Source organism: Methylotenera sp. E1MeOHC1, from assembly GCF_058745595.1.
Genome location: NZ_CP196025.1, coordinates 111,024 through 132,972 on the forward strand (window position 1 = coordinate 111,024; position 21,949 = coordinate 132,972).

General features: G+C 45.2%; 20 protein-coding genes. 8 read left to right on the top strand and 12 right to left on the bottom strand.

The annotated features are described in order from the left end of the window. Positions 1-38: 38 nt before the first annotated feature. Complete coding sequence (locus tag ACSSU7_RS00475; protein WP_492516801.1) at positions 39-911, bottom strand: lysophospholipid acyltransferase family protein; 873 nt, start codon at positions 909-911, stop codon at positions 39-41. A gap of 141 nt (positions 912-1,052) precedes the next feature. Here ACSSU7_RS00475 and ACSSU7_RS00480 point away from each other — a divergent pair, with 141 nt between their 5' ends. The 8 genes from ACSSU7_RS00480 to ACSSU7_RS00515 all read left to right on the top strand — a co-directional run bounded on the left by ACSSU7_RS00480 (position 1,053) and on the right by ACSSU7_RS00515 (position 10,473). Further along, positions 1,053-1,829 (top strand): lipopolysaccharide kinase InaA family protein, encoded by a 777-nt coding sequence (locus ACSSU7_RS00480; protein WP_492516802.1) that lies wholly within the window; start codon positions 1,053-1,055, stop codon positions 1,827-1,829. Positions 1,830-1,859: 30 nt separating this feature from the next. Continuing rightward, a complete protein-coding gene (locus ACSSU7_RS00485) occupies positions 1,860-2,663 on the top strand; it encodes a glycosyltransferase (protein ID WP_492516803.1) in 804 nt (267 codons plus the stop codon). Beyond that, entirely contained in the window at positions 2,663-3,562 is a 900-nt protein-coding gene (locus tag ACSSU7_RS00490) for a 2OG-Fe(II) oxygenase (protein ID WP_492516804.1), read from the top strand. Before ACSSU7_RS00485 ends, ACSSU7_RS00490 begins: the two co-directional genes overlap by 1 nt. 25 nt (positions 3,563-3,587) lie before the next feature. Further along, positions 3,588-5,105 carry a lipopolysaccharide kinase InaA family protein gene (locus ACSSU7_RS00495; RefSeq protein ID WP_492516805.1) on the top strand — a complete coding sequence of 506 codons (1,518 nt, stop codon included), beginning with the start codon at positions 3,588-3,590 and terminating at the stop codon, positions 5,103-5,105. 74 nt (positions 5,106-5,179) lie between these two features. Further along, positions 5,180-6,898 (top strand): carbamoyltransferase family protein, encoded by a 1,719-nt coding sequence (locus ACSSU7_RS00500; protein WP_492516806.1) that lies wholly within the window; start codon positions 5,180-5,182, stop codon positions 6,896-6,898. A gap of 182 nt (positions 6,899-7,080) precedes the next feature. Continuing rightward, positions 7,081-8,895, top strand: coding sequence for a phosphogluconate dehydratase (gene edd / locus ACSSU7_RS00505; protein WP_492516807.1), 1,815 nt, complete (start codon positions 7,081-7,083; stop codon positions 8,893-8,895). Positions 8,896-9,071: 176 nt separating this feature from the next. After that, complete coding sequence (eda, locus tag ACSSU7_RS00510) at positions 9,072-9,698, top strand: bifunctional 4-hydroxy-2-oxoglutarate aldolase/2-dehydro-3-deoxy-phosphogluconate aldolase (RefSeq protein ID WP_015832665.1); 627 nt, start codon at positions 9,072-9,074, stop codon at positions 9,696-9,698. Positions 9,699-9,810: 112 nt separating this feature from the next. Beyond that, positions 9,811-10,473 (top strand): HAD family hydrolase, encoded by a 663-nt coding sequence (locus ACSSU7_RS00515; RefSeq protein ID WP_492516808.1) that lies wholly within the window; start codon positions 9,811-9,813, stop codon positions 10,471-10,473. On the opposite strand, the gene galE is transcribed toward ACSSU7_RS00515, so the two are convergent. The 11 genes from galE to hrcA form a co-directional block, all read right to left on the bottom strand. Continuing rightward, on the bottom strand, positions 10,454-11,437 hold the full coding sequence (gene galE / locus ACSSU7_RS00520) for a UDP-glucose 4-epimerase GalE (RefSeq protein ID WP_492516809.1): 984 nt from the start codon (positions 11,435-11,437) through the stop codon (positions 10,454-10,456). The two genes, ACSSU7_RS00515 and galE, sit on opposite strands and share 20 nt — an antisense overlap. Positions 11,438-11,460: 23 nt before the next feature. Then, positions 11,461-12,213: a glycosyltransferase family 25 protein gene (locus ACSSU7_RS00525; RefSeq protein ID WP_492516810.1), complete on the bottom strand. Its 753-nt coding sequence runs from the start codon at positions 12,211-12,213 to the stop codon at positions 11,461-11,463. A gap of 54 nt (positions 12,214-12,267) precedes the next feature. Continuing rightward, positions 12,268-12,933, bottom strand: a complete 666-nt coding sequence (locus ACSSU7_RS00530) for a cytidylyltransferase domain-containing protein (protein WP_492516811.1) — start codon at positions 12,931-12,933, stop codon at positions 12,268-12,270. A gap of 25 nt (positions 12,934-12,958) precedes the next feature. After that, entirely contained in the window at positions 12,959-13,894 is a 936-nt protein-coding gene (locus ACSSU7_RS00535) for a WaaZ-like lipopolysaccharide core biosynthesis protein (protein WP_492516812.1), read from the bottom strand. Between the two features lie 15 nt (positions 13,895-13,909). Continuing rightward, positions 13,910-15,475: a hypothetical protein gene (locus ACSSU7_RS00540; protein WP_492516813.1), complete on the bottom strand. Its 1,566-nt coding sequence runs from the start codon at positions 15,473-15,475 to the stop codon at positions 13,910-13,912. A 4-nt stretch (positions 15,476-15,479) separates the two neighbouring features. After that, the gene (gene waaF, locus ACSSU7_RS00545; RefSeq protein WP_492516814.1) at positions 15,480-16,517 is read right to left on the bottom strand and encodes a lipopolysaccharide heptosyltransferase II; all 1,038 of its coding nucleotides are present in this window, start codon (positions 16,515-16,517) and stop codon (positions 15,480-15,482) included. A 12-nt stretch (positions 16,518-16,529) separates the two neighbouring features. Beyond that, positions 16,530-17,990 carry a bifunctional D-glycero-beta-D-manno-heptose-7-phosphate kinase/D-glycero-beta-D-manno-heptose 1-phosphate adenylyltransferase HldE gene (gene hldE / locus ACSSU7_RS00550; protein ID WP_492516815.1) on the bottom strand — a complete coding sequence of 487 codons (1,461 nt, stop codon included), beginning with the start codon at positions 17,988-17,990 and terminating at the stop codon, positions 16,530-16,532. A gap of 113 nt (positions 17,991-18,103) precedes the next feature. Beyond that, the gene (locus ACSSU7_RS00555; protein ID WP_492516816.1) at positions 18,104-18,667 is read right to left on the bottom strand and encodes an SIS domain-containing protein; all 564 of its coding nucleotides are present in this window, start codon (positions 18,665-18,667) and stop codon (positions 18,104-18,106) included. After that, the gene (rfaD, locus tag ACSSU7_RS00560; protein WP_492516817.1) at positions 18,667-19,656 is read right to left on the bottom strand and encodes an ADP-glyceromanno-heptose 6-epimerase; all 990 of its coding nucleotides are present in this window, start codon (positions 19,654-19,656) and stop codon (positions 18,667-18,669) included. The genes ACSSU7_RS00555 and rfaD overlap by 1 nt, the downstream gene beginning before the upstream one ends. Before the next feature lie 79 nt (positions 19,657-19,735). Further along, positions 19,736-20,839, bottom strand: coding sequence for a ferrochelatase (hemH, locus tag ACSSU7_RS00565; protein WP_492516818.1), 1,104 nt, complete (start codon positions 20,837-20,839; stop codon positions 19,736-19,738). Positions 20,840-20,891: 52 nt separating this feature from the next. After that, positions 20,892-21,914 carry a heat-inducible transcriptional repressor HrcA gene (gene hrcA, locus ACSSU7_RS00570; RefSeq protein WP_492516819.1) on the bottom strand — a complete coding sequence of 341 codons (1,023 nt, stop codon included), beginning with the start codon at positions 21,912-21,914 and terminating at the stop codon, positions 20,892-20,894. Positions 21,915-21,949 lie beyond the last annotated feature (35 nt).

Sequence of the window (21,949 nt, forward strand, 5' to 3'; positions counted from 1 at the left end):
TATGTCATTAAGCTAGCTGTCGCTTTAAGCTTAGCGTTTTAAAGTTCGGTTTCTGCCTTTTTCTGTTCTCGTTTTAGTACGCGGTTTCTCACTCTATAGCGAGGATATTGCCATAAGTACTGCGTAATATTCTTGCTCACTTGCTGCTCTATTGCTTGGTTTAACAATGCGGGGGTGGCAATGGCACCGTCCTCAAGTTTGGTCATATGTACCTGAAAACCCTCGCCGTTACTGAGGCGCTCGCCAAACACCATAATCACAGTAGCACCAGTTTTTTCTGCCAGTTTGCCTACCAATGTCATGGTGTATGCAGGCTTGCCGAAAAAGGGCGCCCATTCGCCTTCACCTCTGCCTGGTACTTGGTCAGGCAAAATGCCAACCGCCTCGCCACGCTTTAGCGCTTGTATTAGGTTACGTACGCCTTGTAGGTTGGCTGGCGCTAACTTTACCTGTCGGCGGGTACGGCCAGTCACTGTTAGTGCGTGTAGCCAGTGTAGTTTAGGGCGGCGATACAGCACGGTAATAGGGTGGTGCGCACCGTAAAAAATCGAGGTGATTTCAAAGCAGCCCATATGCGGCGTGAGGAAAATAATCCCTTTTTTCTTTGCAATGGCTTCTTCAACCACATGCCAGTCTGTACAAGGTTTTACCCATGATAATACTTCCTGCTCATCTTTTTGCCATAGTGCTAAGCTCTCAAGTAGGGATTTCCCAGCCTCTGCCATGTTCAGTTTAATTAGCGTACTCATCTCGGTGCCTTGGGGCACTAAACCGCTTTGCGTTAAATTTTCTGTAATGACAGCCTTGGCTTGAGGCATCAATAAATACAGGATGTTACCAAGTGCGGTACCTAATTTATGGATAGTTGGAAGCGGGAGTAAAGTGAGGGGTTTGAGTAGGAGTTTAAACATTGTTGAAATCATAGCATAGCAGAGGGTAAAGGCTAGAGGAGTGAATCTGGATTAACTGATATAATCGCCCAGTTAGCACATTTAAAGAGTACGCACAAAAGAGTGGTCTACGCAAAAGAATTATTAGCTAAATTTTCATTCATGACAACATCATTTACTTCGCCATTTTCTTCAACTCGGCATGCTCCCATTTTAAAGCGCCATCAGCTTAATAGCTTTGATGCAGTTTGGGATTTTGAAATTCAATGGTTTGAAGAACCAAATCAGCGCCGTGGTGGCTGGAGTGGCGTGGGGCGCATCGCGCTTGAGAATGACAGTGCTACGCCACTATTCTTATTTGTAAAAAAACAGCAAAATCATGGCCGCAAAACCTTATTACACCCTTTAAACGGTGAGCCAACCTTTAGGCGAGAATTTGCATGGCTGCAGTTTTTAGAGGCGCATCATTTTCATGCGCCTAAAGTGGCTTTTTATGCAGAGCGCGGCACCGGTGAAAATCAGCGTGCGGTGTTAATGACTGAGGCATTAACTGAATATCAACCGCTGGATGTTTTGTCTGATGATTTTCGTGCCAAAGTTGGCCGCCAACAGCAAATGGTGTTGATACGAAAAGTAGCTGAGGAGATTCGGCGTTTTCACGACTTTGGCTTGGTACATAGAGCCTTGTATCCTAAGCATATTTTTGTTAAAAATGCAGAAGGCGCTCCAGAAATTGCCTTGATTGATTTGGAAAAGGCAAGAGTCAGCCGCTGGTTCTTTTTTCGAGCTTTCTTTGATTTGGCAGCATTAAACCGCCATGCCGAGGGGTGGCGACTCACGCAAAGGCTGGCTTTTTTCAAGCACTATATGCATATTGAAAAACTGAATTTTTTGAGCAAAGTATTGTGTCGATTGATTATTAAGCGCTCAAGAAGATAAGATTAAACCTATTCTATTCATGGAATTAAATTGAACATTACCCCTACTCATCCTTTGCCTAAATTCAGCATCGCTCTTGTTAACTACAAGACTTTAGAACTCACTAAGATTTGCCTGGAGTTGTTAAAAAAGCATTTGGATAGCGCTGACCTTGACCCGAATAGCGTGGATGTTTGGGTGGTGGACAATCATTCGCAAGATGAGAGTGTTGAGTACTTGCGCACGCTGGATTGGATTCATTTGATTGAAAGAGCGCCCACTGAGCATGAAGAGGGCTTTGTTGCGCATGGCAGGGGTTTAGATCTGATTTTGCAGCAAATCAAATCAGATTATTTGTTTTTAATGCATACGGACACTTTTGTGTATGACGCCAGCGTTTTTGAATGGGCGCTGAAGTTTTGTCTGGCTGATGAAAAAGTCGCGGCAGTCGGTTGCCTGGAGCAATTGAATCGCGGATATTTACGTACTGCATGGCGCATTAGTTCAAGATTCTGTAAGCATTACACAAGAAGATTTAGATTGTTTTTGGGCTTGAATGCAAGGCAGCCTAAGCCTTATGTTGAGGCATATTTGAAAAGCTTTTTTGCCTTGTGGAATGTTAAGTTGATGAAGCAGCAGGGCTACGTATTTTTAATGGAAAATCGCATTCCGGGTTATGCATTGCAAGATAAATTGAAGCAGGACGGATACAAACTGAAAGTTGTGTCACCGATGAAGTTGTTTAAGTTTTTGGATCATATTGAAGCTGGCACGGTTGGGTTGCGAGCGCTTTATAGCGATATGAATCGTCGCGTGAAAAGAAAAAAATCAATTTTGAAAAAGTTTGAGAGTTAATGATGAGCGATGTGAAATCACTGTTACCAATTGAAACTGATGATGGCTTTGTGCTGGATCATGCGGTATCGCGCTCGATAGGCGAAGATTTAATGGGCGAGTACGCCTTTGCAGAGCCGTACCCACATATCGTGATTGATAACTTCCTGCCAGCCGAGATGGCGGAGCAATTGTTAGCGCATTTCCCAGAGGATGCTAAAGCACACGATAAGACCTATCAAAAAGGTTATGGTGGTACACATAAGCGCCAGATACTGCCTTACGATTGCGATATTTACATGCGTAATGCGTTTGCATTTTTCAACTCGGCACCAATGCTCCAGTTTTTAGAAGGCGTGACCAATATTCGCGGTTTGCTGCCAGACCCTTATTTTTCTGGAGGCGGTTTGCATGAGACTAGCAACGGCGGCTTGCTTGGTATTCATGCCGACTTTAGAGTGAATGAGTCGCTACAAACCTTAAGACGTGTAAATCTGCTGATTTATCTCAATAAAGATTGGCAAGACTCATACGGCGGTATGCTGGAACTGTGGGATAGAGACATGAAGTCTATGGTGAAAAGTGTCGCCCCTATATTTAACCGCTGCGTGATTTTTAATACAGATGAAGACAGCTTTCATGGGCATCCAGACCCGTTGACTCTGCCTGATGGCGTTAGCCGCAGGTCAATCGCGCTTTATTACTATACTGCCGTCCCGATTGGCAATGATTCTGGAGAGTCCAGACATACTCTGTACGTGGCCAGGCCAAATGATAGTGAGCAAGTGAAAGCTGACGTTAAAAAGCTCGCAAAAAAACGAGAGAAACGCGCAAAAAAACTGTTTAAAGCCCATGAGCAGCAGTCCTTTAAACAAAAGTTGCTCAGCATCAAAAACAGCTTGCTCGGTTTGTTCAAGTAATTAAGCCTTAGCGTATTAATTTTTAATGAATACAACCGCAACTGCTTTAAAGTTAAAACAATTTGGCATCAATAATCCTTCAATCACACTTGCCGATGGCGCCGTGTTGGAGGTTTTGGATGTTGTGCGTGTTGTGCCTGCCAAGCGCTTGGTGTGTCAGGGGCTATGGTGTGGGCAATTAGTCTATGCCAAACTCTTTTTTGGCCAAGGCGCTGCCAAGTATCTGGCGCGTGATAAGCAAGGCATAGAGTTGCTACTATATGCTGATATAGCTACACCGCCGATATTGTTCGTTGGTTTGTCGTCTGATAGTCAGCAGCATGTGTTGATATTGCAGGCGATTACGTCAGCAAAAAATGCAGAAGTTTGTTGGAATGAATTGGCGTTAGATGCATCTGCGCGCATCCAGTTAGCCAAGAAGTTAGTGCTTGAAGTTGCCGCGCACCACCAAGCGGGACTGGTGCAAACAGACTTGTATCTGAAGAACTTTTTACTGCAAATAGATGGCTCGGTTGATGAGCAAAATGCGAAGATATTCACCTTGGATGGTGATGGCATTCGCAGGTTGCCACGTTTATTTGCGTCAGGTAAGCAAAAGCATAATCTGGCAACGCTATTCTCTAAAATGGATGCGCTGGATGACCACAGCATCCCTGAGTTATACCGTCTATACTGCGAGCGCTTAGGTAAGCACAGTTCACCACGAGATGAGGTCGAAATTTGGCAGTTGACGCAGCAGGTGCGCCGCCAGGTTGCAAGCGGTTATGCGGATAAAAAGGTATTTAGAACCTGTACTGACGTTAAAGTAGTGAAAAGCTTTAGGTCTTTTATCGCTGTTGCCAGTGCATTTAATGCTGAAGATTTTGCCGTACCGGCATTGGATAGCGCATTGCTGGATCAAAATGCCAACTTCAAAAATGGCAATACTTGCACTGTTGCCAAAGCCAAGTTGGCACGCGCTGACGTGGTCATTAAGCGTTACAACATAAAAAACTTTTGGCATGGTTTAAGTCGGGCATTGCGTACGACAAGGGCGGCTAAGTCGTGGGCGAATGCGTATCGGTTAATGATTTCTGGCATATTAACCCCCGAACCAATTGCTTTAATAGAAGAGCGGTGGGGATGCTTTAGGCGCCGTGCTTACTTTGTGAGTGCCTATGTTGAGGCGCCAGACGCGTTGCAGTATTTTTCCCAAACTGAGCGTTTGCATGATAAAAAAGCCGTGGCGCAAAATCTGGCAGCGCTGTTTTATAAAATGTATTTACTGAAGATTGCACATGGGGACTGCAAAGCCACTAATATTAAAATTGTGGATGGCGCTCCGATGCTCATTGATTTGGACAGTATGCAGGCATACTCAATGCATAGGCTGGCCGCATCATGGTTCAAGCTGCAGCATATAAAAGATTTAAAACGGCTGATGAAAAACTGGGCTGATGATGCGGAAATGCAGGCTTTATTGAAAGAGGCTTTTGTTAAAAAGTACGGCGCACATGGCTTATCTGAACAAGATGATATTTTAATTCGTGCAAAAATAGCTTAAGCCAGTAAAATAGCAATAATTGTATTGGTCATAAAAACGGTATTTGCGTAAGAACATAATTTGAAAGTAATCGCATGATTGTATTAGGTTTATCTGGTGCTTTAGGTCACGATGCCTCGGCTGCTATATTAGTCGATGGCAAAATTGTTGCTGCAGCTGAAGAAGAGCGTTTTATCAGAGATAAACACGCTAAAAATCAATTTCCATATGAAGCTGCCAAGTTCTGCTTGAAGCAGGCTGGTATCAAGGCGGAAGATGTGGATGTTGTCGCTTTCCCCTATGCGGAAATTCCGTTGAGCACCAACGCACGCTGGCACTACGCTAAGCGTCACTGGTATGCACCTGACCGTGCATTGGATGCTATTTTTAACGGTAACCGTCGTTTCCGCCGTAACCGTGATAAATCTTTAAAACTCATGGCTGATTTAGGGTTAAGCAATGCTAAATTCGTGCCGGTTGAGCATCACTTGGCGCATGCCTCCAGTGCCTACCACCTGAGCGGCTTTAAAGAAAAAACGGCGATCGTAGGTATTGATGGCAAAGGTGAGTACGCGACCACATTCTTTGGCTATGGTGAAAACGGGAAAATTCATAAAATCAAAGAGTTTTATGATCCTGATTCGTTAGGTGGCATGTACGGTGCGATTACCGAGTATCTTGGTTTTGAGATGCTGGATGGCGAGTTTAAAGTCATGGGCATGGCGCCGTATGGCGATGCAAGTAAGTATGATTTATCTAAGTTAGTCACGTTTGAGAACGGTGACTTACGTGTGAATACCGAGCTAGTGAATGTGGTCGGCTTACGTCGCTACAAAGAAAATGGCAAGGGTTACTACTTTACGCCCGAGCTGATTGAATGGTTGGGCCCTAAGCGTCATGGCGATGAAATTGATGACCCTTATATTCACTATGCGGCTTCTGTGCAGGCGCTGTTAGAAGACGTTGCGCTGAAAATGATTGATTATTACCTTGGTGACATCATCAAGGAAACCGGCCGTATTGCAATGGCGGGCGGTGTAGCACTGAACGTGAAATTGAACCAACGCATTATTGCAATGCCTCACGTAAAAGAGTTGTTTGTACAGCCTGCATCTGGCGATAATGGCACCTCATTAGGCGCTGCGACTTATGCTGCACACTTGGCGGGTGACTCTATTCAAAAAATGGAGCATGCGTATTTAGGCCCTGCGTACACCTCAGAAGAGTGTGTTGCTGCCTGTGAAGCGCATCCGGAAAAGCCAATTTTCACGCGTGTAGAAAATGCACCGCAAAAAGCTGCCGAGTTGTTGGCGAGCGGTAATCCGCTGGCATGGCTGCAAGGCCGCATGGAGTTTGGCCCGCGCTCGTTGGGTTGTCGTAGCATTTTAGGTGACCCTAGTTACCCTGGCGTAGCGGATCGTATCAATGCGCAAATCAAATACCGTGAGCGCTGGCGTCCATTTTGTCCAAGTATGTTGGATCGTGTTGCGCCTGATATTTTGCAAACTGAGCATCCTGCGCCTTACATGACATTTACGTTTGATGTTGCAGAGCATTGGAAGTCACGTATTCCAGAAGTGGTGCATGAGGATGGCACCGCGCGTGCACAAGTCGTTACGCGTGAAACCAACCCGCGCTATTACGAGCTAATTGAGCATCTGGAGCAGTTGCGAGGAGTACCTGTGGTGTTGAATACATCGTTGAATCGCCGAGGCGAACCCATGATTTGTTCACCGACTGATGCCTTGAATATGTTTTATGGCTGTGACCTAGAATATTTGATGATGGAAGATGTTTTGGTCACAAAAAAATGATTTGATATCAATCAAGTAAGTGTAAATTCATATCAAACAGGCCGCTAAATTAGCGGCTTTTGTTTGACGATAAGCCTTACTTTAGCGATAATCGGGGTTGAGGTTCGTCTTTACTTAGTAAGTCATTTTTATTATTAAGTTCCGCTAGTTAAGTCAGTTATCTGAGTAGAGTGTCTAAAATTATGAAACAGTCCCATATAGAAGTTACTGAACGTATTATTGAGAAAAGCCGCCCAACGCGCGCTGCCTATTTGAATCGTTTAGATGATATTGTCAATCGACCACGCGGTGCCGACAGATTGGGTTGCGCTAATGTTGCGCATGCCTTTGCTGCGATGCCGGCTAATGATAAGTTACGTGTTGTTGTAGAAAAAGCGCCTAATATTGGTATTGTGACCGCATACAATGAAATGCTTTCAGCGCATCAGCCTTATGTGAACTATCCAGAAATCATTCGTGATGAAGCGCATAAATACGGTGCAACCGTTCAAGTAGCGGGTGGTGTGCCTGCGATGTGTGATGGCATTACCCAAGGCGAACCAGGTATGGAGCTTTCACTGTTTAGCCGCGATACCATTGCCATGGGTACAGCGATTGCACTTTCACATGATGTGTTTGATGCAGCATTACTGTTAGGTGTGTGCGATAAAATCGTGCCTGGTCTGTTGATTGGTGCTTTACAGTTTGGGCATTTGCCATGTGTGTTTGTACCGGCTGGCCCAATGAGCACCGGTATTGATAACACCACTAAATCAAAAGTGCGTGAGCAATATGCGCAAGGCAAAGTAGGGCGCGAAGAGCTGCTCGCTTCTGAGTCTGCCGCATACCACGGTGCTGGTACCTGTACGTTCTACGGTACTGCGAACAGCAACCAAATGCTGATGGAAGCCATGGGCTTACATGTACCAGGTGCTGCATTTGTGCATCCGCACGAAGGCTTACGCGAGTTATTAACGCGTGAATCTGTGAAAATGGTATTGAACAGCATTAAAAGTAAGAACTTCACGCCGATTGGTCGCTTAGTGGATGAGCATGTCATTGTGAACGCCATGGTTGCCTTGCTGGCGACAGGCGGTTCAACCAACCACTTGATCCACTGGGTAGCGATTGCACGTGCAGCAGGCATTATCATTGACTGGACAGATTTCTACCATTTAGCTAAAACAACCCCATTGTTGGCAAGTGTTTACCCTAACGGTAAAGCTGACGTGAATGAATTCCAATCTGCTGGCGGTCCTGCATTTGTGATTCGTGAGTTGATTGATGCTGGTTATATGTTCCCAGATGTATTAACCATTGCACACGGTGGTTTACGCGAATACGGCAAACTACCAGTCAAAGAAGACAATAAAGTGGTTTGGAAAGATCTGCCAAAAGAGAGCAGTGATGAAACCATTGTGCGTACAGCGGCATTCCCGTTCAACGAGTCCGGTGGTCTACGTTTGCTTAAAGGTAACTTGGGCCGTAGCGTGATTAAAATTTCAGCAGTACCTGAAGACCGTCACATTATTGAAGCGCCAGCGATTGTGTTTGATGCACAAGAAGAATTACTGGCTGCATTTGACCGTGGTGAGTTAGAAAAAGACTTTGTAGCTGTGGTGCGTTTCCAAGGCCCTAAAGCCAACGGTATGCCAGAGTTGCATAAACTAACACCGCCAATGGCTGTGTTGCAAAACAAAGGCTTTAAAGTTGCGATTGTGACCGATGGTCGTATGAGTGGCGCATCAGGGAAGATCCCTGCTGCTATCCATTTAAGCCCAGAAGCTTCAGCGGGTGGTCCATTGGCTAAAGTGCGTGATGGTGACATTATTCGCTTAAATGCAACGGTAGGCATGGTAAACGTGTTGGTGGATGAAGATGAGTGGGCAGAGCGTGAAGTTGCCGAGCTTTCTGATAGCAAGCGCCATAGCAATTCGCATGGTTTTGGCCGTGAGTTGTTTGGAGGTATGCGTAAGAATGTATTATCCGCAGAAGAAGGCGCAGTAACTTGGCTATAACCGTTTGAAAATATAATTATGCGACGTTACTTTCGCTTGCCGTACTGTTCGTACTGTCTGCGCTCAAGTGCCTTGCCCAAATTAATTTTGAAACGGTTAGATTACGCACCCTAGATATTTTGCTTTAACCGGTTTTTAAACCGAAAAAACATAAATTTATTAAATAGGTAGAAAAAATGAGTACATTAGATTTAGCTAATCACGGTCCAGTGATTCCAGTGATTGTGATTAACCGAGTAGAAGATGCTGTGCCAATGGCAGAAGCGCTACTTGAAGGTGGTATCAAGGTGTTGGAAGTAACATTGCGTACATCATGTGCACTAGCAGGTATGGAACAAATTGCTAAACACGTACCAGATGCAATTTTAGGTTCAGGTACAGTACGTAACCTTAAAGATGCGCAAGCTTCTAAAGATGCTGGCTGTCAGTTTGCAGTTAGCCCAGGCTATACCAGTGAATTAGGTCAATACGCACGCAAAATTGGTTTGCCGTTGTTGCCAGGCGTTTCTACTGGCTCAGAAATCATGATGGCAAATGCTGATGACTACTACTTCTTAAAACTATTCCCAGCGGTTGCTGTGGGTGGCATCAACCTCTTAAAAGGTTTTGCTGGTCCATTTGGCGATGTGAAATTCTGCCCTACTGGCGGCGTAACAGTTGAAAGCGCACCACAGTTCTTGGCTCTGCCTAACGTAGTAGTTTGCGGCGGTACATGGTTAACACCAGCTGATGCAGTAGCACGCGGCGATTGGGCGCATATTACTAAATTGGCTAAAGAAGCGAGTGCAATTAAAGCCGCTTAACTGAATGCTGTGAGCTGGTGAGTGAGTTTCACTCAAGTTTAATATCAGCAAGCTATCATCGGGCTTTGTACTAAGTTTTAGTGCAAAGCCCTTTTTTATTGGGACTTAAAGTGTGCAGCTAGATATTAAAAAATATAAATCCATCGTATTTGATTGTGATGGTGTCGTGCTTGACTCCAACTTGGTGAAAACTGAGGCCTATTTCCGCACCGCTAAAAGCTTAGGAGCAACCGATGCGCAAGCGCAGGCGCTGGTTGATTACCATGTGAGGCTAGGTGGTATTTCGCGCTATCACAAGTTTGACTGGTACTTGCGTGAGGTGCTGCACCAGCCTGCCACACAAGAGGCGGTGCAGGTATTGTTAGATGGGTTTGCACGTGAGCTTGAAGTGGTGTTGATGGAGTGCGCTGTGGCTGAGGGTTTGCCCGAGTTACGTGCAGTCTCACCGCAAGCTAACTGGATGATATTGTCAGGCGGCGACCAGCAGGAGATACGTACTTTATTTGCTAAGCGTGATCTAGCCAAGTATTTTGATGGTGGCTTGTTTGGCAGCCCGGATAATAAAGATACAGTACTCGCGCGCGAAAAAGAAAAGGGTAATTTACAATTACCCGCATTATTTATCGGTGATAGTAAATATGATTATGAAGCAGCAACACGTGCCGGCTTGGATTTTGTGTTTCTCAGTGGCTGGACCGAGGTGAAAGACTGGAAAAGCTTTTGCGCAGAACATCAAATTCTAGTGTTAGATGCAATCAAGGATATGTGCCAGTAATTTTTTGTTCCCAATGCCATGCGTGCTGCACTATTGTTTCTAGGCTAGAAAGGCTAGGATTCCACCCTAGCTCATGTTGTGCACGTGTAGCGTCAGCAATCAGGCGTGCAGGGTCACCATCACGGCGTGCGCTGTTGATGATGTGGATAGGCTTCCCAGTGACCTGCTGTACGGTGTTAATAACCTCCTGCACCGAAAAGCCTTTACCATTGCCTAGATTAAACTGATTGCTTTGCTGTTGTTTGTCTAAGTATTGTAAGGCAAGCAAATGCGCTTTGCATAAATCTATCACGTGTATGTAATCTCGAATGCAAGTGCCATCTTCCGTATCATAGTCCCGACCAAATACATGTATATCAGGTTTACGGCCTGAGGCTACCTGCAGTAACAGCGGGATGAGATGCGTTTCAGGGTCATGGCGCTCGCCAAGCTGGCCTTCTGGGTCTGCACCTGCTGCATTGAAGTAACGCAGGCAGATCGACTTTAAGCCAAAAGCCAAGTCATAGTCAGCTAATACCTGCTCTATGATCCATTTGGACTTGCCATAAGGGTTAACAGGTTGCTTAGGGTGTAGCTCGTCTATGGGTACAGCATTAGGCTCGCCAAAGATTGCTGCGGTGGATGAAAAAATGAATTTTTTGACATCATACTTCAGCATTACGTTGAGCAGGTTAAGCGTATTAGCGACGTTGTTCTGGTAGTAAATGTCAGGCCGCTTAACTGACTCACCCACTTGAATGTAGGAGGCAAAATGCATTACTGCTTCTGGCTGGTGTTGGCTAAATACTTGGTCTAAGGCTACCGTGTCGGCTAGGTCACCTTGTATAAACTCACCGCCGAGTACCGCATCACGATGGCCACTGGAAAGGTTGTCAAAAGTAACGACTTGGTGGCCTTCAGCCAGCAGCATTTTTAGCATGTGCGAGCCAATATAACCTGCGCCGCCGACTAACAGTATCTTCATTTTAATTTTAAGCTCTATAGAAACTAGCTGGCCTGTGCGCCATATCTAATATTTGCTAGCCAACGTTTGCTGCGCCTGAGCAGGCTCTTCCAGTTGTATTTTTTTCTTCTGGCCATTTGGCTAATGTCGCTGACTTCATCAGGTGCCTGGTAGGCTACTGGTGGTTCTACCAGCAAAGTTTTTACATGGTTCTGTAGTTGTTTGGCATAGAAGTCATCAATAGTCATGCTGGCCTGTGGGGCTTCATCGATGATTTTGTCGTATACGCTGGCTCTTACCATGTAAGCATGGGTCAAAGTGATGCCGGTCACGGCGACTAAGTTTTTGCTTTTACGCTGACGTAGGCCATATTTCTTTTGATTGCCACCTAAGTAAAGCATATCCCAATCCAGGTCACCTACCTGCTGCATAACGCGTTGCATTACGGTATTGGTGTAAGGCTCAAACTCACAGTCATCTTCCAAGATCAGTACATATGGCCAGTTTTGGGCTTTTGCATGCTTAATCACAGCTACATGGCTGGATAAGCAGCCCCACATGGCTTTAATTTGATGCTCGGCATTTTGCGCTTCATTTTTACGCTGCAATGCGGCCATAATCTTGGCCTTAAAGCTTGCTGGCGGCGGGTTGTCTTGCAGTTTTTCAAATGACACCGCAGAAAACCTTTGTGCATCCACGATGTTCACTTTGCTAAACTGGGCTTGCATGGCTTCCCAGCGGTCAGGGCGAGAGTCTAGATTAATACAGCAAATGTATTTAAAAAAAGGTAAGTTCATATTCAGCTTCTTGAGGTGGCTTGTTAGCTTGTTGACTAGTGCGGCTAATGGCTGTTAGTCGTTATTGCCATGAATCTTAGTATAGATATGGCGCGCAAGCTCAAAGTCCTCATGGTAATCAATATCAACGACCATATTGTCCGAAGCAAATAGGTAAGGATTGACGCCTATGTGGTAATTAAAACGATTAACCGTAGCGCGTTTTAAGATAAACAAGCTCCACAGTACTGAGTAAAGCTTAGGTAAATCTTGCGATACCTTATGCCAGTAGCCAAAGCTATAGTTGACTGGGTTGCCTTTGTCGTCGAGTAAATGGCCTTTAAACGGTTTGACTGCCACTAATGAGTCATAATCATCGCGTACCTTTTTCCACTCTGCCAGTGCCTCTTTAAACTGATTAAATAGCGGTGATGTGACTTGTATCCACATAATGTCATCATCGCCCGGCAATGGCTCGGTAAGTGCTTTAACCAAGTCTGGTTGATAGATTTTATTGCCGGTTAAAGACGGGTCTCTCAGCATAAAGTGAAAGCCGTATTTTTCGCATAACGGGCGCACTTTTTCTTCATCCTCTGAAGACACATAGACATTGTCTGCTGATTCAAACTCTAAAATCTGCTTTGCCTTAATATCGAACAAAGAATCGTCGTTATAAAAAGGGCGAATATTTTTTAACGGAATACGTGTAGAGCAGGTTTGTAGCGGAATGATAATTTTCATATTGTGTGCTGGTGCAATTTAATAGTTATTTTTGATGATGTACTGTAGCCAACTCTAGTGCTTGTTGCATACTAATTTTCGGAATAATCTCATGCGGTAGTGTACTATCTTTTGACAGATTATAAACCTCAAATCCAATAGCAGTGCTTGCACGCTTGGCTTGTTCAAAGCAAACGCGTATATACGGTTCGTAGTCGCGCATAAAGTCAGGTGGCGCATGGTTGCCGTCAGCATAAAAATGCTTTTTACCGGTGCCGCCTAAATCCATGCCGATAATAAAGTTCTGCTGATAGCCTAATGCCGGTGCTAACTGCGTTGCCCAAGTGGCGACTGTTTTTCCAGAAAATAGGCCTTTTTTCAGATTGGCACTAAAGCCAACCGCTCTGCATAGCTCTGAAAACTTTGCATCTAAAAATATTTCAGTATCGTTTGCGGCCTCTTTCAGCAAATCAGTTTTGCTGATACGAGGCACACCAAACTTTCTGGAGATAGATTCGATGAGGAAAATATTACCGTGCTGGAGTAGTTCTGGCTCTCTCTCACAAATTCTAGATAAGCCCACGTATGAAAAAAAGCAGTTTGCGCCAGATAGGATGGAGTCTCTAACGCATGCCCATTGATTTTCAAATACTCGGCGATCCACAATGATGCAGTGCGTTGGTATTAAGTCAGCATCTTTAAATTTTTTAATGGCACAGTTTAGGCTAATTGTCTCAAAAGCAGCGAGTTTATTGAGATCAGTCTCCGCTAGAGACGGGCCTGTAGCAACGGTAAAACACGCGCCCGTATATTGACGGCTTAAGGTATGTGCAAATGGAATATCAACAATTGCTTTGCCTTTCCAGATAATGGTGCAACGGTCTGTATTGCGTTTAATATCAAAATCAGGGTGGCAGCTATACTGATGTTTGAATTTTGCACCTAATCGCAAACGACGAAAAATAGATGTGAGCTTGTTCATGGACTTGAAGGCCTGTTACTGCTTAACAAAAAGCATAATTTTCTTTTTTTGATTAACGCCGTAAAACTCTTTTTCTAATCGGTACTGACTTAATTGCTCACGGATTACCTTTTGTTGCTCAGCGGTGTTTTCACCCGCTTCAGCATAAAGCATCAAGTAATCATAATGATAGATAGAGCCGTCTTTGATTGCATCCAGTGTAAGTTGCCAGTGGTCTGAGTGGCGGCCATTAAAGCTGGCACCTGCATAAAAAACAGTTTTGTCGGTCACAAAGAATATTCTATCGTTCGTAATATTTTGTTGCTTTATATAAGCAACCGCGTCTTTCTCAAAAGTGTAACCTGCTTTTTTAGGCAGGGTGTTCTTGATATAGGATGCGCTAAAAATAACGATTAACGCGATGGTGAGCCACTTCTGCCATGGCCTATTAAATGTGTTGGTACGCAGCTTGGTAATAAGTGATGCTAGGCAAAACGCCGCAAAAATAAGTGCGATAAACCCTATGGTGACAATATATCGATTGGACAATACAAACACTCTAGCCATGCTAGCGCTGGCGTTGATGATGGTAATCGCAACCACACCATAAAAAATAATACGTGTATCTACTTGTAGCGGGAGTGCTGGAGAGTCTTGTTGCGTGCGATTGGATGTATTGCGATTGATTGCATAAAGTGCAATCACTGGCCAGCTAATGATACTGGCAATTTTTAATAGCAAAATACTGAGTAGGCCAGCGATTAAAGCCATGAGCCCATAGTCTTCAAAATACCCACCAAGCACATTGCCCATCATCGCTGCTTTGGCGTTAAATGCATGAGAAACATCTGATGCCAGAGAAATAACCTCTTTGATGCGACCAAAGTCACTAAGGCTGACTGCCGGCGAGAACAGTAACATTGCTAACATACATAGCGCCGCTAGTATGGATAGGCTGTTAATCAACAAAAATTGGTTAAGTTTTGGTTTGAAACTTAGGTCATGGCGTAGCCATAAAATGAACGGTAGGCCGATTAGGAAAGTAATGCCTTCAATTCTGAACAGCATGGCAACAATTGTTGATACCTGCCAGAGCAAGGCATCACTGATTTTTTGCGTACGATAATACTGCACAAAAAATACTAGGCTGGTTAAGAAAGCTGCCCAGAAACCTTGGTCGCGTAATAGCATCGGCAACACATCGCCAACGATATACGGTGTGCTTAATAGCAGAAATACACCGCAAGCGATGGTTAGTTTATTACCGCCAGCCAGTTTAATCAGATAGCTGAAGCTAAAAGTGCTAATTGCAAAAAATACAACATCCAGCACTTGCGCCGAGGTATAGATACTTAGCCCTGTGATGCGATGCACTGCGCTAATCAGTAGTGAGTACAACGGCCAGTTAAATACTGCAACCCCTTGTTTAAACTCACCAATGGCAAATAATCTGGCAGACTCAAAATAGAGCAAAGAGTCTACGTTAATCCAGCCATGTTGAATATACAGGATGCGCCAAGCCGTGATGACCGCTAAGAACGACATTAATAAAATGAATTTTTTATCACTTAATTGTTGAATGTAAGCTGTAATCTTTTGCATCTGGCTACGCTAAAAACTTAATATCATGAATAATGGATTGCGGTGTTAGCCGTTTTAAGCATGCAAGGTGCGCATTCGGCTCAGTTAACGGGCACAGGCGCTTAAAACATGGGCTGCAGCTTAATCCCAAATATGCAACGACTGCTTCAGGATGCATAGGCGGTGTGTGGTGTGGGTCACTGGAGCCATAAATCGCAATCACTTTTTTATCAAGCGCTGCAGCAACGTGCATTAAACCTGAGTCATTGCTGATGACCGTGTCGCAAAGTGACATTAAATCAATGGCGTCACCTAATTTTGTTTTACCACCCAAATCCAGACAGCGGTTGTTTGCAAGCCGATTGATTTCTTGCGTCACAGGCAGGTCTTTATCTGAGCCAAACAGCCATACCTGCCAACCATGGCTTAATGCCGCATTGGCGACTTCTGCATAATATTCAGCTGGCCAGCGCTTGGCTTCGCCGTATTCTGCACCTGGGCATAGCCCTAATACCTTTGTAGTGGGAGCATCCTGTCCTAGCTTGGACAAGGCTTGCAGCGCATTGTTGCTGTCGGCAATCAGGCGCGGGTTAGGGATGCTAGCGTTGTTCTGTATCTGTGCTTGATTTTTATCTGCACCTAAAGCAACAAATCTATCCACGGTGCGCGGTAGCTTGGTTTTATCTAATGAGCGGATATCATTGAGTAAACCGTAGCGGCATTCGCCCAAAAAACCGGTGCGCTGCGGAACCCCTGCAGCCAAAGGTAAAATTGCCGACTTCAGGGAGTTAACCAGAGTGATTGACTGCGTGTAACCTTGTTTTTTAAGGGATAGTCCAAATTTTATACGGTCCAGTAATGCTAACTGACCATGTTTGAACGGCAATGCAATGCCTTGGTTAATTTCAGGCATACGCGCGATTAACGGTAGTGTCCATGCTGGTGCTGCCACATCAATGATGGCATTGGGGCGTTGGGCTTTAAGCGTTTGGAATAGGCTGTGTGCCAGCACCATGTCGCCCACCCAAGATGGGCCGAGAATCAAGATTTTTTCAGCTGACATTTTAGTACAGTATTAACTCTCAAGTTTTTTGATGATGTTGCTGGTGCTGCGTCCAGCAACTAAATCAATTAAGGCAATTTCACCGCCCCATGACTCGACCTCTTTGCCACCCACTACTTGGTCGGCCTTATAGTCACTACCCTTGGCAATTACATCAGGTTTCACCGCGTTAATTAGATTCAGCGGGGTATCTTCATCAAACAAAATAACAGCGTCTACAGATTCCAGTGCGGCAAGCACGCGTGCGCGATCATTTTCATGCACTACTGGGCGGGTTGGCCCTTTAAGTGCACTGACAGAGCGGTCGGTATTTAAACCTAAAATCAGTTTGTCCCCACGTTTTTTTGCAGCTTCTAAATAAGTCACATGGCCGGCATGCAGTAAATCAAAACAACCGTTAGTGAATACAATTTTTTGCGCGGTTTTTTTCCAAGCCTCAACTTTTTGCATCAGGTGAGCTAAATCACATACTTTATGCGCCTGCTCTGAAGATTGCTCACTGGCTAGTGCCTCAATTAACTCATCGCGGTTAATCGGTACTGTACCTACTTTACCAACCACCACACCTGCTGCAATGTTAGCAAGCTGCAATGCTTCTAATGGGCTGAGCTCGTGGATTAAGCCGGCAGCTAGTGTGGCAATTACTGTATCGCCCGCGCCAGATACGTCAAACACTTGTTTTGCTGTAGCTGGTAATAAGTGGCTGCTGTCATCAATTAGCGAGATGCCTTCTTCGCCGCGTGTAACCACCAAGAACGCTAGGTTTAGCGCGTTTTTTAGCGCTGTGGCTTTTTCAATTAAGCTGGCATCATGGATAGATGTGCCGCAAGCTTCTGCCGTTTCTTTTTTGTTAGGGGTGAGTGCGGTCGCACCTCGGTATTTAGAGTAATCATGACCTTTAGGGTCAACCAGTACGGTGATGCCCTGCGCATGACATTGCGCGATCACCTGCTGGCAGATATCTGTACTTAGTAGGCCTTTTGCGTAGTCCGATAAAATGACCACGGCAGGTTTGCGTGCAATTTCTGCATTGATTGCGTTTAATAGCTGCGTGTTTTCTTCTGCACTGAAGGTTGTATTGTCTTCCTGGTCTAGCCGCATCATTTGCTGATGCCCGCCCAGAATACGTGTTTTGGCTACGGTTGGGCGTTGTTTGGAGCGAATCACATGCTCAACATTGATATTGGTTGCTGTCATTAAGTTAAGTAGTATGTCGGCTTCGATATCGCTGCCTACACAGCCAATCACACGTGTATTGATGCCTAGCAGGGATAGATTTGCCGCAACATTGGCTGCACCGCCAGCTCTGTCTTGTTGTGATTTGATTAACACAACAGGCACGGGAGCCTCTGGAGAGATGCGATTCACTTCGCCCATTAAATAGCGGTCAAGCATGACATCGCCAATCACGAGTGCGTGTTCAGTGAAGTTGCCAAAATGTTTAACTGTATCTAGAAGTTTTTGCTGAGTCATGGTGGAGGAGATTATACATCTAAGAATATGATATGCATTTCGTCATGCCGACGAAAGTCGGCATTTGATGTGTTGCCGACGCGGATTGAGCGCACTAGTCTCAATCCATCGCTTTAAGCAGACTCTAAAATTTCGCAGAGTGAATGCCCGACAAAAATATGCGCTTCTTGGATTCGTGCGGTTACGCTGGATGGAATCACTATATTGTAAGTGCATAGCTCATTCAACTTACCGCCTGTGCCACCGGTTAAGCCTACCGTTGTGGCGCCAATTGCGTTGGCAGCCTCAATGGCGCTCACTACGTTTGCGCTATTGCCGCTAGTGGTCAGCCCGATGACAAGGTCTTCTGGGCGGCATAATGCTTCAATTTGCCTTGCAAAGATATAGTGATAGCCGTAGTCGTTACCGACAGAGGTGAGGATGGAGGTATCTGTTGTTAACGCGATTGCCGGCATGCCTTTGCGCTCTTTTTTAAATCTGCCCACAATTTCGGCTGCAATGTGCTGGCTATCGGCGGCGCTACCACCATTGCCCATCAGTAAAATTTTTCCACCATTTTTAATGGTGTTTTGCATGGCAATACCTACATCGCTAATCAGTGGAAACAGTGGCTCTAGGGCATTAAACATTGCCATGTGGGCTGCATGTTCATCTTTTAGGTAGTTAACATACTTCATTAGCAGTATTTATCCTCTTGCATTAAGTAGTTCTGTACGTAGTCGCGCACACCATCCTCAAGGCTGTGGAAGGGCTGGGTGTAGCCGGTGCTTGCTAGTTTATGCATCGCTGCCTCGGTAAAGTATTGATATTTACCCTGTAAATCTTGAGGCATATCCACATAGGTAATGTGCGGCTCACGCTGCATACCTTGCATCACGCTGGTAGCTAAATCTTTAAAGCTTCTTGCGTGGCCTGTGCCGATGTTATAAATACCATTCGGCACACCTTTTTTAGATAAGGCGGAAGTCACAAAGTGATTCACTACCGCGGCAGCATCTTTGACATAGACAAAATCGCGCATCTGCATGCCGTCTTCAACCCCAGCCTTGGTGCCTTTAAATAGCTTCATGGTGCCAGTTGCACTGAATTGGTTAAAGGTATGAAACGCCACGCTCGCCATACGCTCTTTATGGTATTCATTGGGCCCATACACATTAAAGAACTTAAAACCAGCCCATGACGGTGGTGTTGGTAAGTTTTTGCTTACTTGGCGCAATGCCCACTGGTCGAAAAAGTGCTTGGAGTAACCGTAACCATTGAGTGGCCTCAGGTTGTCTATGCTTGCATCGTCATAGCCCAAGTTGCCATCACCATAGGTAGCGGCAGAGCTTGCATAGAAAAATGGTACTTGGTGGTTGGCACACCATGTCCATAAGTTTTGGGAGTACTGGATGTTTGCCTCGACCAGTTTGTTAAAGTCGCGTTCGGTAGTGGCGCTAATCGCGCCCATGTGAATAACGGCTTCAATATCCATGCGGCCTTCCAGCCACGACATAAGCTGGTCTTTATCAAGATAATGCGCATATTGGCGATGCGCCAGATTTTGCCATTGTTCTTCGTGCGTGATGCGGTCTACGATGACTAAGTCATCACGTTGAAGTTTGGTATTTAGATGCCATGCGATGATAGAGCCTATCATGCCAGCGCCGCCAGTAATTACAATCATTGCTCAGTACCTAAATCATTATTACGCCACAAAAATAAGCAGCGTTTTTGAAGTTGTAAAGCGTTCAGTATAACGCTTATTAATTGTTGGCTAAACCTTGCGCCCTTAATTTTGTCATTTCTGCCTCTTTTTTAGCCGTGTCTGCATCCCAATCGGCACTCACCCAGCCGTGCAGGTTTTCCAATGCAATTGTGGTCATGGCGTGTATCCACGCCTCATTTTCGTTGAGGGCTGGGATGTAATGGTATTCGCCACCACCGTTGCTTTGGAATATATGCTTGCCTTCCATGGCGATTTCTTCCAGCGTTTCTAAGCAATCACTGGAAAAGCCGGGGCAGATAACATCAATACGATTGACCTTGGCTTTGCCTAAAGATTCTAATAAATTAGCTAAGTATGGTTTTAACCACTCTTGCTTACCAAATCTTGACTGAAATGCGATGGCATACTCATCTTGATTGAGGCCTAATGCATTTGCTAGCAGTCTTGCGGTTTTGTGGCATTCACAGTGGTACATGTCGCCTTTGAGTAAATGAAACTTAGGCACGCCATGAAAGCTCATGACTAATTTATTGGGCTTCCCATTGATGCGCCAGTGTTCACGTACACTTTGCGCCAACGCTTCAATATAAGCCGGATGGTCATGGTAGTGCTTGATGGTGCGGATCGCTGGCATATTGCGTGTTTTAAGCAGTACCCGCCAAACTGCATCTAGTGCACTGGCGGTGCTGCTTGCTGCGTACTGCGGGTAAAGCGGAAATACCAGTATGCGGTCACAGTGCTGTGCTTTTAGTTTTTGTATGGCGCTTTCCATGGATGGGTTGCCGTAGCTCATCCCTAATTCCACGGTAAACGGTGACTTGATTTTTTGTGCTAAAAAGCCACGTAACAGCAGTGTTTGTTTTTTTGCATGTACCAGCAAGGGTGAGCCGTCACTGGTCCAGACACTTGCGTATTTCTCAGCGGATTTTTTGGGTCTGATGGCTAGAATAATGCAGTTTAAAATAAACCACCAAACTAGGCGCGGAATTTCCACGATACGACGGTCGCTTAAAAACTGGCGTAGATAAGGGCGCAATGCCTGCGCTGTGGGTGCGTCTGGCGTGCCAAGATTCGCCAATAGAATCCCTACTTTTAGTTGGTCGCCGTGTTCGTATTTCGGTTCAGGGTTGTAATATGCCATGTTGCCAGTCTTTTAGTATAAATGGTTGTCTTAGTACTTTGTATGCGACACGTTAGCTTGATGAAAGTGCATTTGATAGTAGTTTGGCGGTGATGTCTACAATGGGAATCACGCGTTCATATGCCATGCGCGTAGGGCCAATTACGCCTAGCGTACCTACGACTTGCCCATCTGCTTCATACGGGGCGGTAATCATGCTGCACTCGTCTAGGGGTAAGTAACCACTTTCGCCGCCGATAAAGATTTGTATGCCATCCGCACGCTGGCTGTTGTCTAGCAACTGCATCAGGCTAGTGCGGCGTTCAAAGATTTCAAATAGCTTGCGTAAGCTGGCAACGTTAGTGGAAAGGTCGTCTACTTGTAGTAAATTGCGTTCGCCAGCAATGACTACACCATCCTCATCCGCTTTTTTGTTGCTCGCCTCTAGTGCCGCTGTCATGAGTTTGTTCATGTCATTTTGCATTTGTTTAAGTTCGGCATGCAGCTTCTGTTGCACTTCGTCAAACGTATGGCCAGAAAAGTGCGCATTAAAATAGTTACCTGCTTGGGTCAGTTCACTGGCGCTGAAAGTTTTTTCAGTGAGGATGATGCGGTTTTGTACGTTGCCATCACTAGTGACAATGATGACGAGTATTCTTTTATCGGAAAGTGTTAAAAATTCCAGATGTTTAAATGCAATGCGTTTGTGTCTGGGTGTCATGACCACACCGGCAAACTGGGTGAGTTGCGAAAGCATATCGGCTGCATTGGTAATCAGCTCACTCGGGTTAGGCGATGCTAAGCCACTTTTAAGCTGCTGTACTATTTGTGATTCTAGTGGTTTCACAGTAAGCAGCGAATCTACAAATAAGCGATAGCCTTTTTGTGTAGGAATGCGGCCTGCTGAGGTGTGGGGGCTGGCGATGAATCCCAGCTGCTCTAAATCGCTCATGACATTGCGAATAGTTGCAGGGCTAACATCTAGGCCAGAGTGTTGCAATAAGGTACGAGACCCAATGGGTTGACCATCACTAATGTAATGTTCAACCAGGGTTTTGAGTAAAATTTGCGCACGTTTGTCTATACTGGAGCTCATGCGCAAATTATCGGTCAGTTAGCCTGATAAGGCAA

What these genes read in the sequence shown, in the direction of transcription:
- ACSSU7_RS00475 (WP_492516801.1), bottom strand. Translation starts at nt 911, where the DNA reads ATGTTTAAACTCCTACTCAAACCCCTCACTTTACTCCCGCTTCCAACT.
- hrcA (WP_492516819.1), bottom strand. Translation starts at nt 21,914, where the DNA reads ATGAGCTCCAGTATAGACAAACGTGCGCAAATTTTACTCAAAACCCTG.
- ACSSU7_RS00495 (WP_492516805.1), top strand. Translation starts at nt 3,588, where the DNA reads ATGAATACAACCGCAACTGCTTTAAAGTTAAAACAATTTGGCATCAAT.
- galE (WP_492516809.1), bottom strand. Translation starts at nt 11,437, where the DNA reads ATGAAGATACTGTTAGTCGGCGGCGCAGGTTATATTGGCTCGCACATG.
- ACSSU7_RS00480 (WP_492516802.1), top strand. Translation starts at nt 1,053, where the DNA reads ATGACAACATCATTTACTTCGCCATTTTCTTCAACTCGGCATGCTCCC.
- ACSSU7_RS00490 (WP_492516804.1), top strand. Translation starts at nt 2,663, where the DNA reads ATGATGAGCGATGTGAAATCACTGTTACCAATTGAAACTGATGATGGC.
- edd (WP_492516807.1), top strand. Translation starts at nt 7,081, where the DNA reads ATGAAACAGTCCCATATAGAAGTTACTGAACGTATTATTGAGAAAAGC.
- hldE (WP_492516815.1), bottom strand. Translation starts at nt 17,990, where the DNA reads ATGACTCAGCAAAAACTTCTAGATACAGTTAAACATTTTGGCAACTTC.
- ACSSU7_RS00530 (WP_492516811.1), bottom strand. Translation starts at nt 12,933, where the DNA reads ATGAAAATTATCATTCCGCTACAAACCTGCTCTACACGTATTCCGTTA.
- hemH (WP_492516818.1), bottom strand. Translation starts at nt 20,839, where the DNA reads ATGGCATATTACAACCCTGAACCGAAATACGAACACGGCGACCAACTA.
- ACSSU7_RS00540 (WP_492516813.1), bottom strand. Translation starts at nt 15,475, where the DNA reads ATGCAAAAGATTACAGCTTACATTCAACAATTAAGTGATAAAAAATTC.
- waaF (WP_492516814.1), bottom strand. Translation starts at nt 16,517, where the DNA reads ATGTCAGCTGAAAAAATCTTGATTCTCGGCCCATCTTGGGTGGGCGAC.
- eda (WP_015832665.1), top strand. Translation starts at nt 9,072, where the DNA reads ATGAGTACATTAGATTTAGCTAATCACGGTCCAGTGATTCCAGTGATT.
- ACSSU7_RS00535 (WP_492516812.1), bottom strand. Translation starts at nt 13,894, where the DNA reads ATGAACAAGCTCACATCTATTTTTCGTCGTTTGCGATTAGGTGCAAAA.
- ACSSU7_RS00525 (WP_492516810.1), bottom strand. Translation starts at nt 12,213, where the DNA reads ATGAACTTACCTTTTTTTAAATACATTTGCTGTATTAATCTAGACTCT.
- ACSSU7_RS00555 (WP_492516816.1), bottom strand. Translation starts at nt 18,667, where the DNA reads ATGAAGTATGTTAACTACCTAAAAGATGAACATGCAGCCCACATGGCA.
- rfaD (WP_492516817.1), bottom strand. Translation starts at nt 19,656, where the DNA reads ATGATTGTAATTACTGGCGGCGCTGGCATGATAGGCTCTATCATCGCA.
- ACSSU7_RS00500 (WP_492516806.1), top strand. Translation starts at nt 5,180, where the DNA reads ATGATTGTATTAGGTTTATCTGGTGCTTTAGGTCACGATGCCTCGGCT.